The organism is Flammeovirga sp. SubArs3 (assembly GCF_947387565.1).
Lineage (GTDB): Bacteria > Bacteroidota > Bacteroidia > Cytophagales > Flammeovirgaceae > Flammeovirga > Flammeovirga agarivorans.
In genome coordinates this window covers 460,490-478,998 of sequence record NZ_CANDOA010000004.1, presented here as the reverse complement: position 1 = coordinate 478,998, position 18,509 = coordinate 460,490, and the positions used below count along the sequence as shown (strand labels likewise).

Sequence of the window (18,509 nt, the reverse complement as noted above, 5' to 3'; positions counted from 1 at the left end):
TTCAACTTTCGTTTACAGGAGCGATTATTAATTGATCCATCTTCACATCATGTTCTTCTAATGGTAAATTATCATTCATCTGTAAAGAATATGTAATACCAATTTTTTTACTACTAGAATGTTGACTCAAAAAGGTATCATAGTATCCACCACCATAACCCATTCTTCCTAATTCTTTAGAAAAAGCTACACCCGGTACCAATACATAATCGTAGGTTCCCGTATACTCCTCCTCTACATTGGGTATTAATGTCCCAAAACGTTCTTCTTTGAGATCTTCCAAGCTATGTAAAACTAGATTTTTTAATTTCCTCCCCGGTAAAGTTTTAGGTACTACCACTTTCCAACCTAGCTTTAATGCTTTGTCTATTATTGCTAAAGTTGAAGCCTCATTATTAATAGGAATGTATGTATGCAAAACAGCAACATCCTCAGGAGAATTCTCCCAAAATGTTGCTGCTATATATTTTTCAGCTGACTTAACTTGTTGCTCAGACAGCTCCAGTCTTTTCTTTATTACTTCTTTTCTAAGTGCGGCTTTTTCTAACTTCAATGTATTATGCGTTTACCACCTCGCGTTTTACTTCAATGCGACGTTCGATTTCATGTTTTGTTTTCCATGTAAATCTAGCAAACAATAATCCGGCAGACAATGTCAGTCCTGATGTTAAACCTATCCATACTCCTAAGAAGCTCCAATCTGTACTTGTCGTTAAAATATATCCCATTGGAAGTGCTACTACCCAATAAGAAATAAAACAGATCAATGTCGGCATTTTCACTTCTGAGATACCTCTTAATGCTCCTGTCATGATCACTTGTGCTCCATCCGAAAGTTGGAATAATGCCGCAAATAATAACATAGACGCAGCAAATTTAATTACCTCTGGATCTGATGTATACAATGAAGGTAAGAAGTGATTAAAGGAAGCAAAGGTTATTGCAGAAATTGCCATAGCAAACATAGCGAATACTAAACCAGTAAACCCTGCATTTCTTGCCTCTTCCCAATCGTCCTGTCCATAAAAGTTACTCACTCTCACAGCCACTGCAGAAGCCACTCCACTTACCATCATAAACGTCAATGAAATCATACTCATTACAATTTGATGTGCTGCCATAGGGTTTGTTCCGACTGTTCCAATGATCATTGAACCTACACCAAATGCTCCAACCTCCATTAAAGATTGTAAACCTATAGGCAAACTCATCTTTAATTGTTCTATCAGTTTAGAAGATTTTACTTTAGCTTCTGCGAAACCGCTTAAGAATAATTGGAATGATTTATTTCTAAATACATACATCATCATTCCTATACCAATCACTAATCTCGAAACAAAAGTACCAATACCTGCTCCTAACAATCCCATTTCAGGTGCACCGAAGTTTCCATAAATAAGGATATAGTTGATCAGAACATTGACAATATTGGCAATCAATGTAAAATACATTGCTGCTTTTGTGTACTTCACTCCTTCTGCAAATTGTTTAGCAGTGAAGAATACCATCATCGGAATTAACGAAAAAGTATTGATCAATAAATATGGACGAGCTACTTGTACAACTTCTGGTGGTTGTCCCATAAAATCCATCATTGTTGTTAGCCCTAAAAGAACAGAAAGGATTACCAATGTAAAAATGGCATTCACTACAATGGAGTTTTTAAACAAACTACCCATTTCCTTATAGTTTTTCTGACCGTGAGCCTTACCAACTAAAGGAGTTACACCAACAGCAAATCCAATCCCAAAAACTAGGAAAATGGCAAATAAACTGTTAGCAAAACCTGCTCCTGCCAAAGACACGGTGTCATAGTGCCCAACCATTACGTTATCCAAAATATTTGTCAGGTTTTGACCAATTTGGGAGATAACCACTGGTAATGCAATCTTCAGAGTATCCTGATAATGAGCAGAGTATTTATTTAAAATCTTACGCATTTATGATCGTATTAAAATCTTGTTATGAGTGTTAATGAATTGATAACGACGGAAATAGTGGAATAGAATTCAAATCGTTTAGCATACAAAAGTACGAGTGTTTTTTCAATTTTATCACATTCATATACAATGATTAACAGCTAGTACCTTCTTAAACTCTATTAATCTATAAACCTCCTATTTTATTCTATCGTTTAAACATTAACTTTGTTTTTTAACCTTGTACAGAAAATGACTCAATCATCTACACAAATAGATTTTAACACCGATTTTTGGAATGCAAAATATTTACTGATTGATAGTAGACTATTAACTGCACCAAGTCAGACTATCTTTTTTGCCTTAAATGGCAGGAAAAGAGAAGGCACTGATTTCATAGAAGACCTTTATAACAAAGGTGTTAGAAAATTTGTGGTGACAGATGCATTTGAGCATGGTTATAAATACAAAGAAGCCAGTTTCATCTATTGTGATGATACTTTAAAGAAACTACAGGAAGTAACTACTTTTCACAGACAAAAGTTTAAATCACTCCCTGTAATAAGTATCACAGGATCCAACGCAAAAACTATCGTAAAAGAATGGTTATATACTCTTCTTGATGCCGATTATAATGTGGTTAAAAGTCCAAAGAGCTATAATTCACAAATTGGAGTTCCTTTGTCCGTATGGCAAATCAATAAGAAACATACATTAGGAATCTTTGAAGCAGGAATTTCTCAGCCTAATGAGATGAAAAATTTGGCTGATATTATTTCCCCTACGATTGGTCTTTTTACAAATATAGGGTCAGCACATGACAAACAATTTGATCGCCTTGAGCAAAAAGTAAAAGAAAAAGGCTTACTATTCGACCATTGTAATGATATTATTTACTGCAAAGACCATGATCTTATTGATCATGAAATACAGTTAAAGAACGGAAATAAAATTACTTGGGGTAAAGCCACAGATGCCACATTACAAATAATTGAACAAGCAGCTCACAAAGTGCTTATTAAAGAGAAAAGCAACTCGCATGAGCTTACTATCCCTTTCTCTGATGCAGCATCCTTTGAAAATGCAATGCATTGTGTCACTGTAATGTATCACTTGGGATATTCTTTTGAAGAAATTGACGCAAGAATCAATCGACTGAAAAGCATTCCAATGCGTCTTGAAAGGAAGGAAGGCATTAATAATACCGTTCTCATCAATGATTTTTATAATAATGACTTAGGAGGTTTGCAGATCGCTTTGGGCTTTATGGGACAAAATCAAGAGCAGTTACCAAGAACATTAATTTTATCTGACTTACTACAAGGAAAAGATAATAATGATGCCCTCTACCAAAAAGTAAATGAACTTTGTGAGGAATATGATATTCAGAGGTTCATTGGTGTTGGTGAACATTTGAATAAGTCACAAAATAACATCACGGTTGAGAATAAAGAGTTTTACAAAACTACAGCAGCATTAAGAAATGCCATAAAAAAGGGGACACTAGTTTTTTCTAAAGAAATGATCCTTTTAAAAGGTGCCCGTAAATTTGAATTTGAAAAAGTTGCCGTATTACTTCAAAGGAAAATCCACAGTACTCAATTAGAAATTAATCTGGATGCCGTAGTTCATAATTTAATGTTCTATCGCTCTTTATTAAAACCAAGAACCAAAATTATGGTAATGGTAAAAGCGTTGGGATATGGTAGTGGAAAACACGAACTAGCACACACTTTACAATACCACCTTGTAGATTACCTAGGAGTAGCATTTGCCGATGAAGGAGTCGAATTAAGAGAAAATGGTATCCGTACTCCTATTATGGTATTAACACCATCGCCAGATTCTTTTGAAACCATGCGAATGCATGACCTTGAGCCAGAGATTTATAATATCGAAATGCTTCAAGCTTTAGAAGATTACCTTTCTGAAGATGCCAATGAAAAACCATTTGCCATTCAGCTTAATTTTGACACAGGTATGCACCGCCTTGGGTTCAATGAAGATGAAATGGATTTACTATTCAACACCTTAAATCGCATCAAAAATAAAATTAAGGTAACTGGAGTATTTACCCATTTAGCCGGTGCAGATGAAGATATTCATGATCAGTATTCAAAAAATCAAATTGCTTTATTTAAGAAAATGACAAAGCAATTGGAAGCTAAATTGGGGTATTCGGTTATAAAGCATTGCTTAAATTCAGCAGGAATAGTACGCTACCCAGATGCTCAAATGAATATGGTTAGACTTGGCATCGGCCTGCATGGAGTTGAAGTAAACGACCTCAAACAAGAAGATCTCCAACCAGTGGCTACACTTAAAACTGTCATTGCTCAGATTAAACATATGAAACCTGGGGAAACAGTAGGTTATGGACGTAAAGGTGTAGTCGAACAAAAAGAAAAGAAAATTGCGACTATAGGTATAGGCTATGCAGATGGATTTAACAGGAAATTCAGCAATGGAATCGGAAAAGTAATCGTCAACGGTAAGCAAGCTCCTGTAATTGGCAATGTATGTATGGATATGACTATGATAGACATTACAGGAATGAAAGCTGAAGTAGGTGATGAAGTGGTGATCTTTGGAAAAGAAAGACCTATTACTCAGTTAGCAAAAGATATTGAAACCATACCTTATGAAATTCTCACTTCAGTAAGTTCGAGAGTGAAGAGAGTCTACTATATGGAAGGTTAAAAAAAGAGTGATGCTTTAATTAAACATCACTCTTTTTTTTAGAATTTTTCGCCAGTAACCCTCGTTTCAGTATATTGAATGGGGGTATCTTTATCGAAAGTATAGGATCTATATTTAAAATATAAAGTATTCCCTTTGATGTATGCATGATAAGTAACACCATCAATTTCGGCTACTTCTAAACCATCCACAAAGAACTCATCTTCTCCAACATATACATTTTGATCTTCTCTGATAGTCCAATATACAGTACCGTTCGAATGTACACTATCAGCCAAATAAAGACTCCAAGTATTTATTTCCTCAGGGTGAATTTCAAACTCTCTATTACTTGATTTATAAATGATATAGCCTCTAAAATCTTGAGTATGGACACTATCACCTAATATTTTATCATAATATACAGAAGTTGAATTATAAATATAACTTCCTTTTTCTGGAGTTTCTTCTTCAGGTAATGAAGCCTCATCACCATCTGTACAACTGATAAAGAAACTAACTAATATAAATAGTAAAAAATATGATCTCGTTTTCATTACCCACCGAATTTAAAACCTACTAATAATTGAACCGTCTGATTGTATAATTTATCATCATCGAATGAGATATCAATTAATCCTCTATTGTACCTCCATTCAATAAAAAACACTCTCATGGAAGCACCTAATCCGGCACTTACACCAAAGTCTCCACCTTTGTATAAATAACTTACATCCGTATGGTCACCCCAAATACCTCCTTCTCTTCTTGTAGCATTTGTAAGAGCAGCACCATATAAACCACCTTTTATATAGAAGTTTTCAGTCAGGTAGTAGTTCGCATAAATAGGGAAGGTAAAATACCCCAATGACTCCTTAAAAGTAACAGACTCATCTGAGTACCCTAATTCATGATAAAACCCAGAGTATTCAATATTTTTTCCTGATGAAGTATACAATACATCAAACTCTATAGATACATCATTTGATAGGAAAAAGTTGAACTTTACTCCAATATCAAAACCAGTTCTTGCTCTTGCTCTTTCATTAGCATAAGTGACTTGAGTATTCACCTGAGGCACTGTTCCTACTGGAATAGACCAAGATGGCCCCATAAAGATACCCCATTCATTTTCCCTTTTGGGTTTTCTATAAACAGGTTGTTCTACAGGAGTTTGCTGAGTAGGTTCTTGTTGTTGCTGAATTGTATACTGTGTACCAGTACTCGTATTTTGTTGGTTCTCAGTTTGAGAATAAAGAGTTAAAGGGCATACCAAAAGTAAGGATAATACAATACTCAATCGCAGGTATTTGTTCTTGACCATTTTTACAGTGGTTACGTTTAGAAAAGTGTAGTAATTAAAATAAGCAAATAATAATTTTTGAATTTCTCTAAGCTTTAATGAAGAATTGAAAAATATCAAAGATTAAAAATAAATTGTCTGAAGGAATAGTATTTGAGTAAAAATTAATAATTTACAAAACATCCAATATTATCCCTTCAAAGGGCAAACACATAAAAACAATATGCTTACCATCAAAACTAAGTCGAATGATCATTCTGTAATCAAAGACAAACAATCCTTGATCATTGACAACAAAAAAATAAAAATTGACCTAAACAAAACACATCAAAATGTGTTTCAGGTCTTCTACAATAACAAGAGCTTCGACATAGAAATCCTAAAATCAGACCCTGGCTACAAACATGTTGAACTAAAAATCAATGGTAAAAAAGTATCACTCCAAGCACTAACAAAGCTTGATGAATTGTTAGATCAGTTAGGAATGAACAAAGGTACTGTTGTCGCTGAAAACATTATCAAAGCACCAATGCCAGGAAAAGTAATCGAACTTCTTTGTAAAGTTGGTGATACAGTAGCAACTGGAGATAACTTGATCATTCTTGAAGCAATGAAAATGGAAAACATTCTTAAGGCTCCTTTAAGTGGCACAATCAAAAAGATCACAGCCAAAGAAGGAGAGTCTGTAGAAAAAGGTAGTTTGCTGATAGAAATTGAAGAATAAACAAAAAAGGAAGTGATTTACTCACTTCCTTTTTTTATTTCTTAAAGAAACGTTCTGTCTTATTATCATAGTTCACAAAGTAATATTTCCCGCCATTTAATGCTGAGCAATCTACTTCGTTAGAGTTACCATTTAAAATAACTTTTCCATATTGGTCAAGTATTTCGTATTTCACAGGTCTTGTAAATGACAATAACTTTGAAACTCTATTGGGGTAAAACCTCACTTGCTCTGAACTAGATTCATGCGATAGAATCTCTGAGTTGTAGATCTTACCTGTAATTTCAATATACTTTATCTTGTACTTATTCAGTCCACTATGGTGTAATACTTTATAAAAGTACTTGTTTAATTTATCGCTGCTTTTACCCTGAACAATCATTTCTTCTACCCAAGAATTATGTTCATAACGCAAGATCATAAAATGCCCTTCCGCAGCTTCACCAGAAGTCTCCCACTCTAAACCTTCCTCAGTAACATCCAATTCAATAAACTGAAAATGTCCTTTATCGCGAATTGCATTCGGATTTAATATTCGAGGAGTACAATCATTCGAGTGAAATAACAATACAGTAATGTGATTTCCTTTTCCCACATGAGAAAGGTCAATCTCAAATGCACTCGCCTTAGGCAATCTTTGCATTTCACTATTATTGATGAGCACTTTGTTTACACAGAAAGAGCCATCAGTTAACATCGGATTTTCCACATAGAGATTTGCACCCTTATAAACTCCGGTAATGATCATTTCACCATCTTGTGCTTTTAGTGTAGGTGAAAATAACATAATCAATAGAGAGAAAAGAAGCGTTTTGTTCAGTAATGGTAAAACATCCTTTATCATCAAACTGGATAATTTTATTCGTTTCAAAGAGATAGTAATTAACTTCAAGGCAACAGAAGACCAATTGTTGACAGCATAGAAAAAGTATTGAAATCGACAATTAGTTTGTATAGCAAATTTTATCAGTACAATATTAACCATTATTTAGATTAATCTAAAATTAGGCTCCATCAAAAAAAAAGTATTTCGCTATTTCTTGAAAATCTTCCTAGGAATATTACAATTATTCTAAAAATATCGGCGGGGTTTTCTAATTTATTTAAGAATTCGTCAATTCCTCACCTTCACCACTTCAATAATATATTTCACTATTTCAAGGATGCCTCTTAATAACAATAAATTAAAAGTGTTTGATTCCTATACTTTTGTACCTTTGCAGACGCTCTAGGCAAAAAACATATAATACAAATATGGGTTTAACATTTGAAGTAAAGCATAAAGATCCTCAAACGAAGGCTCGAGCAGGCAAAATCACTACAGCACACGGTGAGATAAAAACGCCTATTTTTATGCCTGTAGGTACTGTTGGTACCGTAAAAGCAGTTCATCAAAGAGAACTGAAAGAAGACATCAATGCAGAAATTATTCTTGGTAATACATATCACTTGTACTTAAGACCAGGTACTGAAATTTTAGAAAAGGCAGGTGGCCTTCATAAATTCAATGGCTGGGATAGACCAATACTTACAGACAGTGGTGGATATCAGGTTTTTTCTTTAGCAAATAATAGAAAAATCAAAGAAGAAGGAGTAACATTCAGATCACATATTGATGGTTCGAAGCATTTATTTACACCTGAAAAAGTAATGGATATTGAACGCTCTATTGGCGCCGATATCATTATGGCTTTTGATGAATGCCCTCCATACCCTTCTGATTATACGTATGCGAAAAACTCTATGCACCTAACACACCGTTGGTTACAAAGATGTGTAGATAGATTAAATGAAACTGAGCCATTATATGGCTACCATCAAGCATTATTCCCTATTGTTCAAGGATCTACATATAGAGATTTGAGAACACAATCGGCCGAAACTATTGCATCGCATAACTGTGAAGGTAATGCTATCGGTGGTTTGTCTGTAGGTGAACCAGCTGAAATGATGTACGAACATACTGAACTTGTTTGTAGCATCTTACCGGAGGATAAGCCTAGATATTTAATGGGTGTAGGTACTCCTGCAAACATCCTTGAAAATATCGCTCTAGGTGTAGATATGTTTGATTGTGTAATGCCAACAAGACAAGCACGTCATGGTATGGTATTTACAACACAAGGTATCATCAACCTTAAAAACAAGAAATGGGAAGATGACTTCTCTCCTCTTGATCCAGGATTAGAAGGTTATTCTAGTAGTTTCTATACCAAAGCTTATTTAAGACACCTATTTAAAGCAGGTGAAGCTTTAGGTGGTATGGCTGCAAGTGTACATAACCTTTCTTTCTACTTATGGTTAGTTAGGGAAGCAAGACAACATATTACTGATGGTGACTTCAGAGAGTGGAAAAATGCCATCATTCCAACATTAATGCAACGTTTGTAAATATTTCTTTACAAAAACGCAACATTTGGCAAGCAATAGAGTTTAATAAGTGGTGTTATCCTTTACATTTTTTTATGAAAAAGCTAATATTACTTCTCTCTACATTACTCACTATTGCTTGCCAACCATACAAAGACGTCATTATAGATCCTCTGCGACCTAAGTTTGTTACATATGATCAAACTCGTATGTATTTTCAAAATATTAGGGCAAGCTATTACGATATCATTAAGGCAGAAAAACAACACCCAGATGTCACTATCTATAAATACGATAAAAGCGTCAGTGACACTACCAAAGCTATCATTCAACTTCATCTTTTATACAACCCCACACAAGACAATGTATTTGTAATGCTATCCCCTAATCCCTATTTCGAAGGATATATGCATTATACAGTGAAATGGACAAATACTGAGACAGGACTTTGGGATGAAATTCGATACAAACAAGGAGGCATGCAAGAACAGTTTCGCTTTGCGACTGAGATTTACAACATGTTAAATCAAGATGATATCGCATTTGAAATTCGATTCGGAGATAAGACTGTTCCTTTTTTAACTACAATGGATGAAAGAAATGCCTTTAGAATAACCATGATCGACTTCTACAGATTAGTTGGATTACTATAACTAATTTTTTAACAATTCACATTTTTTAATTAAACTTGCCTAGTGTAATCATATAATTGATTATTTTAAGTGTGTTCATTTTTCTTAAAACTGATACTGAAATTGTTTAACCACATTATTGAACCTAAAATGTATTACGATTACACATTTAATGTTCAGTAAGTAACCTGTAATTTCAAACTTACCCATGTCGAGATTTCTTTCTATTATTATCTTACTATCTTTCTGTTTACCATCTTTTGCTCAGACACAATTTGAGCCATTAGTCTCTTCTTATAATTCTGTAAAAGACTGGCAAAACAAAGACAATTGGAAGGCCATTAATAAAACAGTGTCTACTTTAGGCTACCCTTCACAAAGAGATATCATAACAATTCCAACGAGTTCTAAACTTAGTACATTTTATATCAACTTTGACTTGGATAAAATCAGTACTCAAATGTCATTTAATTACCGGAAGGCATTGAAATTTGATTTAGGGCACAATGGAAGAGCTACATTTATCTTTTATCAACAAACACCTTCAGGAATTACTTTTAATGTAAGTGGAGCTTTAAATGTTGTAGGTGATTTAACTTTATCCGGTAGTCAAACTACTATGCTTGTAGATGGACAGGTAGCTACATCAGGTAATTTAAATTTCACTAGTTCTGCTTTTAAATTCACTATCGGTGAAAATGGCCATGTATTAGTCAACAAAAGTTTTAATGCTACTAATGGCGGCACATCAACTATTCATAACTACGGCAATTTCCATATTTTGGGCAATTTCAATAGTTCTCAAGGCGACAGCTATTACGTTTATAAAAATGCTACTTTAAATATAGATGGAGCATTAATTACCACAGGAGGTGGAGGATCTGATTATTACATTTATGGAGACCTCTCTGTAGAAGAAGATTATACAAGAATTGGAGGTGATGAAATGACCATCTATGAAGATGGATTTGTCAGAATTAATGGTAATGTTTTTTCTCAAAATGGAGGCGGTGGTGTATTTTTCATCTCAGGTGATTTATATGTTCAACAGTCCATGACACTTAGAGGAGGTGAAAAAATCACTATAGATGATAATGGCCTTTTTGAACTTAGAGGAGATTTATATCTTTCTTGTAGTAATGATTTGATAGTACATTATAAGGGACAATTTATCTTTCCAGATGAAAGTCAATGTATTATCCTTGATGACCAATGTTATGAGTCATCATCAAATCTAAAGCTTTGCGAAAGAATCGAAGCAGCAGATTTACCCATTGAGCTTTCTTATTTCTATGGAACACAAGAAGAAGATGGTAACCTATTACAATGGCAAACCTTAACAGAAATCAACTGTAGCCATTATAACATCGAATATTCTGACGACAACAGAAATTGGACCTTTATAGGTAGAGTTCAAGGCCAAGGAAACGTTAATACCACTACAAATTATTCTTATTTAGACAGTACTGCTGCAGGAGACTACTATCGACTTGTTCAATTCGATTTTGATGGAAAAAGTACAGTTTATGGACCCGTAATTTTCAATGATCCTAATGAGCAACTTAATGTCAGTTTATATCCAAATATTGTTTCTGCAGGGTCAATTATTACAATTGTTGTCGATGGATCAACAGCCAATGATGCTGTAATTGCTACGTTAATTAGTAGTAATGGCCAAGTGATCAAAGAAAAAGTCCTTTCTGTTAATATTGAAGGAGGTTACGTTACCAGCTTTAAAATCCCTGAAATTAAATCAAAAGGACTTTCCTTTATCAAAGTATTTAACTCAAAAAATAATATCTTTTTTAAAGTATTGATTCAATAATAGGTTAGCTTTCAAAGTCCACTATCTCTTCAGCTGACATTACACTCTGTATGAAAGCAACAACTTCATCATGTTCTTTATAAGTGATATATTTTAAGAAGTCTTCTTTTGATTGAAATGTAATGTACATCCCAACATCAAAGAATGATGCTCCATAATCCCCAATGTTAATTCCCACATCTAAGTCTTCTATTTCAGGGATAAACTGCTTTAACCCTTCAACTTTTTCTTTCACTAAACCTGCATTAACAGATTTAGGATTTCCTTGAGCTTCTTCTTGAAGCTTCCACAAAACAATGTGCTTATACATAAATTCAATTAGTTATTTGAATCAAATGTAAACGAGAAAACCATTGAATGCTTCTCCTATTCTTACTAATTACAGGCTTATTTTCACATCGTAAATAATAGAAGTAGTACACATCCAACAATTAAATTAACTTTTTGATTATCAATAAACAGCAATACCTTCAGATCTTCTTTTTCTTAATAAATGTTGATATTTTCGAAACTGAATTGCTATTCATCAATTTTCCTATTTACTTGCGAAAATTTTACACTTTAGCGTTTTAAAGAATTTAGTTGAATGACAAAGTCAGTTTTTGGACATACGTTACCTCAAGATAAAGACCCCATGGGTGCAGGTATTTCTTCCTTTTTTGAGAGTAAAAATGATGATTTATGTGTCAAAGTTTATTCTGATTTTAGTGAGCCTGACGACATCCCTGTCCCCTTACTATTTCGAGAAGAAGCTGACATGCCAGAAATCGAGGTGCTTGCATTAGATCGTTGTAAAGGTAAAATCTTAGATGTAGGTGCAGGAGCCGGTTCGCATGCTATGGCACTACAAAAAAGAGGACAAGATGTAACCGCCATGGATATTTCTTCGTTAGCAGTTGAAACCATGCAAAAAAGAGGTGTCAATAAAGTCATTTCAGGCAATATATATGACTACGATGGGCCAAAGTTCGATACGCTTTTAATGCTTATGAATGGTATTGGTTTAGTAGGTACCTTAGATGGTTTAGCGGACTTCTTATTAAAAGCAAAATCCTTTTTAAATAAAGGTGGACAACTTGTTTTTGACTCATCAGATATAATACATCTCTTTGAAGATGAAGATGGATCTTACTTAATAGATCTTACCGCCGAATATTACGGACAAATCCAATATTGGATGGAGTTCAAGGAAGTTAAAGGAGATAAATTTGATTGGCTTTATGTCAGCTATCCAGTTCTGGAAGAGTATGCTGCTGCCGCCGGTTACAATATAGAATTGATTCATGTAGGAGAGCTAAACCACTATCTTGTTTCTCTGACATTAAATGATCATTAAATCTTCATAAATTTCACAATAGTCTATTTCATATAGACTATTTTTATATAGATATAAATAAGTGATGTTGAATATGATTCATCACTAAAATCGTAGACAAAACGATAGTAAACAGGTATTAAGGTGAAATCCAAATACTATAATCACCTTAGTTAGAAATTGAAGAACATAATTGTTCAAACCATACACGAAACACTTATAAATATTTTTCAACCATAACCATAATATATGATCGAATTAACAAGAGCACAGGCATCGAGAACAGCCATCGAAAGAATGTACGTAGTAATGAGACACCTATTTATCAGAGGCTATTACAAGCCAGGTGGTGCTTCAGGACATGCCATCATGCAAGATCTTCTGATCTTACAACCGGAAATCTACGGATCTATGGCTGACCCTCAAAAGGTCGATTTAAATGGCCTAGTCTATGTTTTTGACAGACTTCCAAAAGGAATTGAAGAAACGCGATTTATTAAACTGACTTCTGAAGAAGGTTATGAAAAATCTTCTTTTACAAAGATAATTCCTCAAGCAAGACGTCGAAATTGCTATAGAATTGACGAAGAGCAAATGTTTATTGAAATCACAAGAGGTAGAAGTGAAATCTATGACATTCTTACCCACTTGACTTTCATCTACATTGAAGCTCAGAAAATTAGAGAACACGCCCAAGATGATAAAGGCAGACCATTAAGAGAATGGTTGCAGTTAGAAGAAATTGTACTTGGTGAAGAAGAAATGAGTGCACACAATGAAGAAGTTGCATTTACTTATCTTGCTACATTACTAGGTCAGACCTATGAGGAGACTAGGAATGCTCACCAAAGATTCTTGAAAAACAGTTCAAAAAACAACGGCCTCTTCCATATTGTCTATTGGATGGGTAAGCTAGCGATGGACGAAATAAATGAAGACCGTTCTAGAGTAATTAGCTTCTCTCCTACTTTAAGAGAGCGTATCGGCCACCACATTTATGGAGACCGTTGGGCAACTAGAATCAAGAGAGTTCTTCTACAAAACGGCCTATTACAACGACCTATTCACATTATCAGTGCCAACCTACATAGTGTAATGAATACATTCTACGCACAAGATGCAGTTGGTCAGAAAAATAAAAAAGAAGACTTCTTATCCTTAATGAAGACGGTAAGTCAACCAGAAAATGGTCACTTAAGGGAAAAAATCAGTGTTATTGCACACGAAAGAGGTATGATTCAGATCTCAGAAGAATCTGGAACAAATATCTCCGTACAGATCTTTGACACTAAGAAGTTATCTAAAAATGATCTTCCAAAAGAACTAGGAGTAAAATCAGACTTCAATTCTGATGATGCACCTGTAATTGTTGTAATGGATTATGCATTCGGTGAACAAGCTTTCGAGACTATGGATGAATTATTGAAACCATATACTACTGAAAGTGAGAATATCAACCTGGATGTCCGTTCGATCTCAATTATGGGTAAAGCCGGAATTCTTAAAGGGAATAAAGGGGATATCATGATACCAAATGCTCATGTATTTGAAGGTACAGCAGACAACTACCCTTTCAAGAATGATCTTACTGATGAAGATTTCAAGGATGTAAAAGACTTGAATATTGTTGCAGGGCCTATGATTTCGGTACTGGGAACTTCTCTACAGAATAAAGATATCTTAAGATACTTCAAAGATTCATCATGGGGAGCGATCGGTCTTGAAATGGAGGGTGCACACTACCAAAAGGCTATTCAAGGGGCTTCAAAAATTAGAAATAATATTAGTAGTGATGTAAAAATTCGCTATGCATATTACGCTTCTGACAACCCTTTAATAACAGGTAGTACACTAGCCAATGGCAGTTTAGGTTTAACAGGTGTAAGACCAACCTATGCGATTACATTAAAAATCATTCAAAAGATATTATCTGAATAGGTAAACATCTTTGAACCATAAATTTATAAGTAGTATTGTGTTCGTTTGAACATAGTACTACTTTTTTATTTTTAGAATATTTTAGTTAGGAATTTATGAAGTGGAAAGTCTCTACTTTCTCTCAAAATTATGTAAATTTGCGTTGGCCACATGCTTTTGTTTTTGATTCTAAAACTTTCGTTGGGAATTACTCAAAAGTATTGGTAACTTAAATATAAAGTTGATCTATTTAATTGTACATCAATTAAAACAATTATGGGAAATTCTAAAAATGAATCTGCCAGCCAAGATATCGATTGGGATACATTGGAAGCAGAAGATAATAAGAACAGTAGAAGTAAGCAGGAGGAGAAAGTTGATGTAGAAAGAATCAACGCAGAAAAGAAAAAACTTTCTAACGAAGAAAGACGTAATCCCTACCCTGACGACTTTCTTGCTGAGATCAATATTATCAGAGATGATTATGATGATATGGTCGAAAAAGGCGAAATTAACGCTAACAACTCTGAAGATTAATTATTTTAAGTCTTCTTTGTACAATAGACCGCTAATAGGTTCGTTATTTTTTTGAAGTGTAATTTATAATGTCAATTTTGACAACGATTTTATTACACATTTTTATGTTGAAATTCTTAGTTTTTATTTGATATGCCATTGATGTTTGATTCATCAAAATCCCGAGCTATACTTATTGGAATTGGCACGTTTTTAAAAGACGATGGTCTACAAAGACGTGAGCATGTCTATAAAGATATTAGCCAGCTACGAGATACCTTAACTGACCCACAAATCATTGGTTTACATGAGAAAGATATTATTTCTCTTGTTGACTCTGAAGGTAACACTATGATTAAAGAAAGAATCGCAGAAGTTGCAAATACTACTGAAGATTCTTTAATGCTTTTTTACTCTGGATATCTGATCGAAAGAAGAGGTAAACTTATTCTTTCATCTCCACATACAACAATCAATCAATGTCACATTAATGGTATTCCATTGAGTGAGATTGTAGAGATTGTCAATGAGTCCAAAGCGAAAAGAGCATTTCTAATTCTGGATGCAGAATATAGACGTTGTTCTACTTTCGGCGATGATTTCGAAGCTTTATCCCGTAAAACCATTGAAGACCTTAAACCATTTGGTCCTAAGAAGTCTTTTGTCGTCGCAGAGTTAAATCAGACAGAGTCTGACAAAACAATTGCAGCAGGGTTAACCAACCTACTTCAAACTGGGATTGAAAAAGAAAGTGAGGTCATTACACTTTCAGATTTAAAGGCATATTTCAGAAATCAAAAAGGCCTTGAGGAAACTTTATTTATTTCTGATGGAGCAGACGAAACTCCTATCAGTTACAACAAACGTTTCTCTCTTGCCAAGAAACTAAGATTAGAAATTGACCGCTGCTTCCAAGAAAAGAAATACGAAGAGGCACTACCTTTCTTAAAAGAAGGGATAGAATTGTTCGAACATGATGAAGAGTTCAACAATCTTGCTGCATTCGTAGAAACACTATTGCAAGCCGATCAAATGTTTAATAGCCAGTCTTACTCGGCTGCTAAAGAACGATACCAAGCAGCATATGAAATTCGTAAGGAGAAAATAGCTTACAAAGGCATTATTTCCTCTTTAGAAAAAATTGCTGTTGATCAATTTGATAGAAAAGACTTTGTTGGTTCTAAAGGAACATATAGTGAACTAGTTCAACTTAATCAGGATAACCCTGCTTATCAAAACAGAATTGAATTCTGTGATAATGAGTTGCAGTTCTCTAATCTTGTTGATTTAGGCGACAGAGCATATTTCGATAATAACTTCACTGAAGCAAAAGAACATTATACAAAAGCTCTTACTTTTAGAAACGACCCTGTTGTTGCTAGAAGAAAAGATGAGTGTGAAAAAGTTCTAAGTAGAGAGCAAGAACTCAGAGAAGAAGTTCGTAATGAACTACGTCAAGAAATTGAAGATCGCTTAAGTGAGCAAGTAAACACTGAACTCAAAGCAAAAGAAGCTGATATTGAAGAAAGCTTACGATCAAAACTAAAAGTTGAATTGATGAGTGAACTTTTACCTCAAGCAAAAGATGAAGTAAATCAAGAGCTTGAAGTAAGTATTTGGCAAAAAACAGCCGTTTGGAACTCTATTGAAGGATATCAATTCTACCTTTCAATGTTCCCAAATGGTAAGTATATCACAAAAGCCAATCAACGTATTGATCAATTAAACTCTATTCACGTTACAGAGAAACTCAAGGAACAAAAAGCTCCTGAGCCAAAACCTGTAGCCGTTCAAAAAGAAAAATCATCAAAAGAAGAAGTCAGCATCGACAGAGCTTTATTGATGGACCTTAGAATGGAGCCTATTGAAGATATTCTGGCTAAAATTGAAGAATCGAAAGGTGTTAAAGGTGAACTACTTTTATGGACCGATACAGAAAGAATTCAATTAGCCAAGAGGAACGAGAGTGATGAAATTGAAGAGATCGAAATAAGTAATGAACCCGTTTCTGAATTGGACAGCGTAATGATGGAAGCCATCAGAGAAGTTGAAGAAGAAGAAGGAATGGAATTCGATCCAACCAATAATGTAGAAGTTACTGAGGTTTCTGAAGATTCGTTTAGTATTGAGGAAGCACAAGAATTAAGTACTGCTGCTCAAGAACAAAATGACAATGAAATCACTGAGGTAACAGATGAAATCATTGAATCTACATTTGATACTGCTACTCCTCCTGAAAACAATACAGTAGCTACAGCAAAAAGCGAAGAAGAGCTAGAGCAACTTTCTGAAGAAGATCTTTGGGCAAGAGCCGAGTCGATTAATACAAAAGACAGCTATTTAGAGTATATTAATTACTCTAAAACTGCCGATCAGATTGCAGAAGCTTATTATAGAATTAATAAGATTGATCAAGGTGAGACTCCAGAAGTATCTAGCAACGAAACTGTTACACCTGTAACTGAAGAGTTTACACCAGTTGAAGAAACTTCTATTGAAAATACGATAGAAGAAATTATTGAAGAAACTCCAGCTCCAATTGAAGAGCCAACTCCAGTAGCTGAAACTTCATCTTTCACTGATGGTATGTCAGAAGAAGAACTTTGGAACGCCGCTAGCTCAATCAATACAATTGACAGCTACAAAGAGTATTTGAATAGAACAGAAGAAAATTCATATTTAGCTGATGCTTATTCTAGAATTAATACTCTTCAAAATGGTGAAGAGGTAGTTCAAGATGAACCTATCGCTGAAACAGAAATTGAATCGACACCTATTGTTGAGGATACAATAACATCTGAGCCTATTCCGTCTGTTGATGATTTCAATGCTTCGTCTTTAGAAGACATTCCAACGGAGGATGATCCAATCTTAACAGAAGATACTATCATAGACGAAATTACAACCGAAACTGCTCCTATTGAGTCTTTCGGATCTGATCTAAATGGTTCTGAATCTTCAGTTGTTGAAATTGAGAAAACAACAACATCAGTAGAAGAAATCATTGAGTCTTCTGAAAATGGAGAAATCGATACTGATGAGGAAGATCTATGGAATAGCACTTGTGAAGAAAATACTTTAGGAGCATACTTCAACTACCTTAACCTTACGACAAAGAAAACGTACTGGAAAGAGGCAAAAGAGAAGATCAGTGCACTTAAAAATGATTCTCAAGCAAAAGAAGAAGACGATTGGAAAAAAGCACAAGAAATTGATACAATCGAAGGATACAAAGCTTACATCAGAAAGTATCCACTTGGTAATTTCTATGCCGCAGCCATGATGCGTTTAGGAAAATTAGAGTAATTC

General features: G+C 34.4%; 15 protein-coding genes. 9 read left to right on the top strand and 6 right to left on the bottom strand.

Annotation, left to right across the window (positions count from 1 at the left end; translation table 11 throughout):
- Position 1: 1 nt before the first annotated feature.
- Both QL232_RS14305 and QL232_RS14300 read right to left on the bottom strand, forming a co-directional pair.
- A complete protein-coding gene (locus QL232_RS14305; RefSeq protein ID WP_281614601.1) occupies positions 2 to 553 on the bottom strand; it encodes a 5-formyltetrahydrofolate cyclo-ligase in 552 nt (183 codons plus the stop codon).
- Positions 554 to 557: 4 nt separating this feature from the next.
- Positions 558 to 1,940: an MATE family efflux transporter gene (locus QL232_RS14300; RefSeq protein WP_281614600.1), complete on the bottom strand. Its 1,383-nt coding sequence runs from the start codon at positions 1,938 to 1,940 to the stop codon at positions 558 to 560.
- Positions 1,941 to 2,171: 231 nt separating this feature from the next.
- On the opposite strand from QL232_RS14300, the gene QL232_RS14295 reads away from it, so the two are divergent.
- Positions 2,172 to 4,619: a bifunctional UDP-N-acetylmuramoyl-tripeptide:D-alanyl-D-alanine ligase/alanine racemase gene (locus tag QL232_RS14295; protein WP_281614599.1), complete on the top strand. Its 2,448-nt coding sequence runs from the start codon at positions 2,172 to 2,174 to the stop codon at positions 4,617 to 4,619.
- Between the two features lie 38 nt (positions 4,620 to 4,657).
- Here QL232_RS14295 and QL232_RS14290 read toward each other — a convergent pair whose 3' ends face one another.
- Positions 4,658 to 5,155: a hypothetical protein gene (locus QL232_RS14290; RefSeq protein WP_281614598.1), complete on the bottom strand. Its 498-nt coding sequence runs from the start codon at positions 5,153 to 5,155 to the stop codon at positions 4,658 to 4,660.
- Positions 5,155 to 5,922: an outer membrane beta-barrel protein gene (locus QL232_RS14285; RefSeq protein WP_281614597.1), complete on the bottom strand. Its 768-nt coding sequence runs from the start codon at positions 5,920 to 5,922 to the stop codon at positions 5,155 to 5,157. The genes QL232_RS14290 and QL232_RS14285 overlap by 1 nt, the downstream gene beginning before the upstream one ends.
- A gap of 202 nt (positions 5,923 to 6,124) precedes the next feature.
- On the opposite strand from QL232_RS14285, the gene QL232_RS14280 reads away from it, so the two are divergent.
- Entirely contained in the window at positions 6,125 to 6,625 is a 501-nt protein-coding gene (locus tag QL232_RS14280) for an acetyl-CoA carboxylase biotin carboxyl carrier protein subunit (protein ID WP_281614596.1), read from the top strand.
- A gap of 34 nt (positions 6,626 to 6,659) precedes the next feature.
- Here the strand turns inward: QL232_RS14280 and QL232_RS14275 are convergent, their stop codons facing one another.
- Positions 6,660 to 7,496, bottom strand: coding sequence for a hypothetical protein (locus QL232_RS14275; protein ID WP_168881570.1), 837 nt, complete (start codon positions 7,494 to 7,496; stop codon positions 6,660 to 6,662).
- Between the two features lie 383 nt (positions 7,497 to 7,879).
- On the opposite strand from QL232_RS14275, the gene tgt reads away from it, so the two are divergent.
- The 3 genes from tgt (at position 7,880) to QL232_RS14260 (ending at position 11,452) form a co-directional block, all read left to right on the top strand.
- The gene (gene tgt / locus QL232_RS14270) at positions 7,880 to 9,016 is read left to right on the top strand and encodes a tRNA guanosine(34) transglycosylase Tgt (protein WP_281614595.1); all 1,137 of its coding nucleotides are present in this window, start codon (positions 7,880 to 7,882) and stop codon (positions 9,014 to 9,016) included.
- A 74-nt stretch (positions 9,017 to 9,090) separates the two neighbouring features.
- Complete coding sequence (locus tag QL232_RS14265) at positions 9,091 to 9,648, top strand: hypothetical protein (protein WP_168881572.1); 558 nt, start codon at positions 9,091 to 9,093, stop codon at positions 9,646 to 9,648.
- Between the two features lie 187 nt (positions 9,649 to 9,835).
- Positions 9,836 to 11,452, top strand: a complete 1,617-nt coding sequence (locus QL232_RS14260; protein ID WP_281614594.1) for a hypothetical protein — start codon at positions 9,836 to 9,838, stop codon at positions 11,450 to 11,452.
- 4 nt (positions 11,453 to 11,456) lie between these two features.
- On the opposite strand, the gene QL232_RS14255 is transcribed toward QL232_RS14260, so the two are convergent.
- On the bottom strand, positions 11,457 to 11,762 hold the full coding sequence (locus QL232_RS14255) for a Dabb family protein (protein WP_281614593.1): 306 nt from the start codon (positions 11,760 to 11,762) through the stop codon (positions 11,457 to 11,459).
- Positions 11,763 to 12,038: 276 nt separating this feature from the next.
- Here QL232_RS14255 and QL232_RS14250 point away from each other — a divergent pair, with 276 nt between their 5' ends.
- The 4 genes from QL232_RS14250 to QL232_RS14235 all read left to right on the top strand — a co-directional run bounded on the left by QL232_RS14250 (position 12,039) and on the right by QL232_RS14235 (position 18,506).
- Entirely contained in the window at positions 12,039 to 12,788 is a 750-nt protein-coding gene (locus QL232_RS14250; RefSeq protein WP_281614592.1) for a class I SAM-dependent methyltransferase, read from the top strand.
- A 228-nt stretch (positions 12,789 to 13,016) separates the two neighbouring features.
- Positions 13,017 to 14,705 (top strand): hypothetical protein, encoded by a 1,689-nt coding sequence (locus QL232_RS14245; RefSeq protein ID WP_168881576.1) that lies wholly within the window; start codon positions 13,017 to 13,019, stop codon positions 14,703 to 14,705.
- Between the two features lie 255 nt (positions 14,706 to 14,960).
- Positions 14,961 to 15,221, top strand: coding sequence for a hypothetical protein (locus QL232_RS14240; RefSeq protein ID WP_281614591.1), 261 nt, complete (start codon positions 14,961 to 14,963; stop codon positions 15,219 to 15,221).
- Positions 15,222 to 15,362: 141 nt separating this feature from the next.
- On the top strand, positions 15,363 to 18,506 hold the full coding sequence (locus QL232_RS14235) for a hypothetical protein (RefSeq protein WP_281614590.1): 3,144 nt from the start codon (positions 15,363 to 15,365) through the stop codon (positions 18,504 to 18,506).
- Positions 18,507 to 18,509: the final 3 nt, after the last annotated feature.

Coding starts and splice junctions, on each gene's coding strand:
- QL232_RS14300 (WP_281614600.1), bottom strand. CDS start 1,940: ATGCGTAAGATTTTAAATAAATACTCTGCTCATTATCAGGATACTCTG.
- QL232_RS14295 (WP_281614599.1), top strand. CDS start 2,172: ATGACTCAATCATCTACACAAATAGATTTTAACACCGATTTTTGGAAT.
- QL232_RS14290 (WP_281614598.1), bottom strand. CDS start 5,155: ATGAAAACGAGATCATATTTTTTACTATTTATATTAGTTAGTTTCTTT.
- QL232_RS14285 (WP_281614597.1), bottom strand. CDS start 5,922: ATGGTCAAGAACAAATACCTGCGATTGAGTATTGTATTATCCTTACTT.
- QL232_RS14280 (WP_281614596.1), top strand. CDS start 6,125: ATGCTTACCATCAAAACTAAGTCGAATGATCATTCTGTAATCAAAGAC.
- tgt (WP_281614595.1), top strand. CDS start 7,880: ATGGGTTTAACATTTGAAGTAAAGCATAAAGATCCTCAAACGAAGGCT.
- QL232_RS14265 (WP_168881572.1), top strand. CDS start 9,091: ATGAAAAAGCTAATATTACTTCTCTCTACATTACTCACTATTGCTTGC.
- QL232_RS14260 (WP_281614594.1), top strand. CDS start 9,836: ATGTCGAGATTTCTTTCTATTATTATCTTACTATCTTTCTGTTTACCA.
- QL232_RS14255 (WP_281614593.1), bottom strand. CDS start 11,762: ATGTATAAGCACATTGTTTTGTGGAAGCTTCAAGAAGAAGCTCAAGGA.
- QL232_RS14250 (WP_281614592.1), top strand. CDS start 12,039: ATGACAAAGTCAGTTTTTGGACATACGTTACCTCAAGATAAAGACCCC.
- QL232_RS14245 (WP_168881576.1), top strand. CDS start 13,017: ATGATCGAATTAACAAGAGCACAGGCATCGAGAACAGCCATCGAAAGA.
- QL232_RS14240 (WP_281614591.1), top strand. CDS start 14,961: ATGGGAAATTCTAAAAATGAATCTGCCAGCCAAGATATCGATTGGGAT.
- QL232_RS14235 (WP_281614590.1), top strand. CDS start 15,363: ATGTTTGATTCATCAAAATCCCGAGCTATACTTATTGGAATTGGCACG.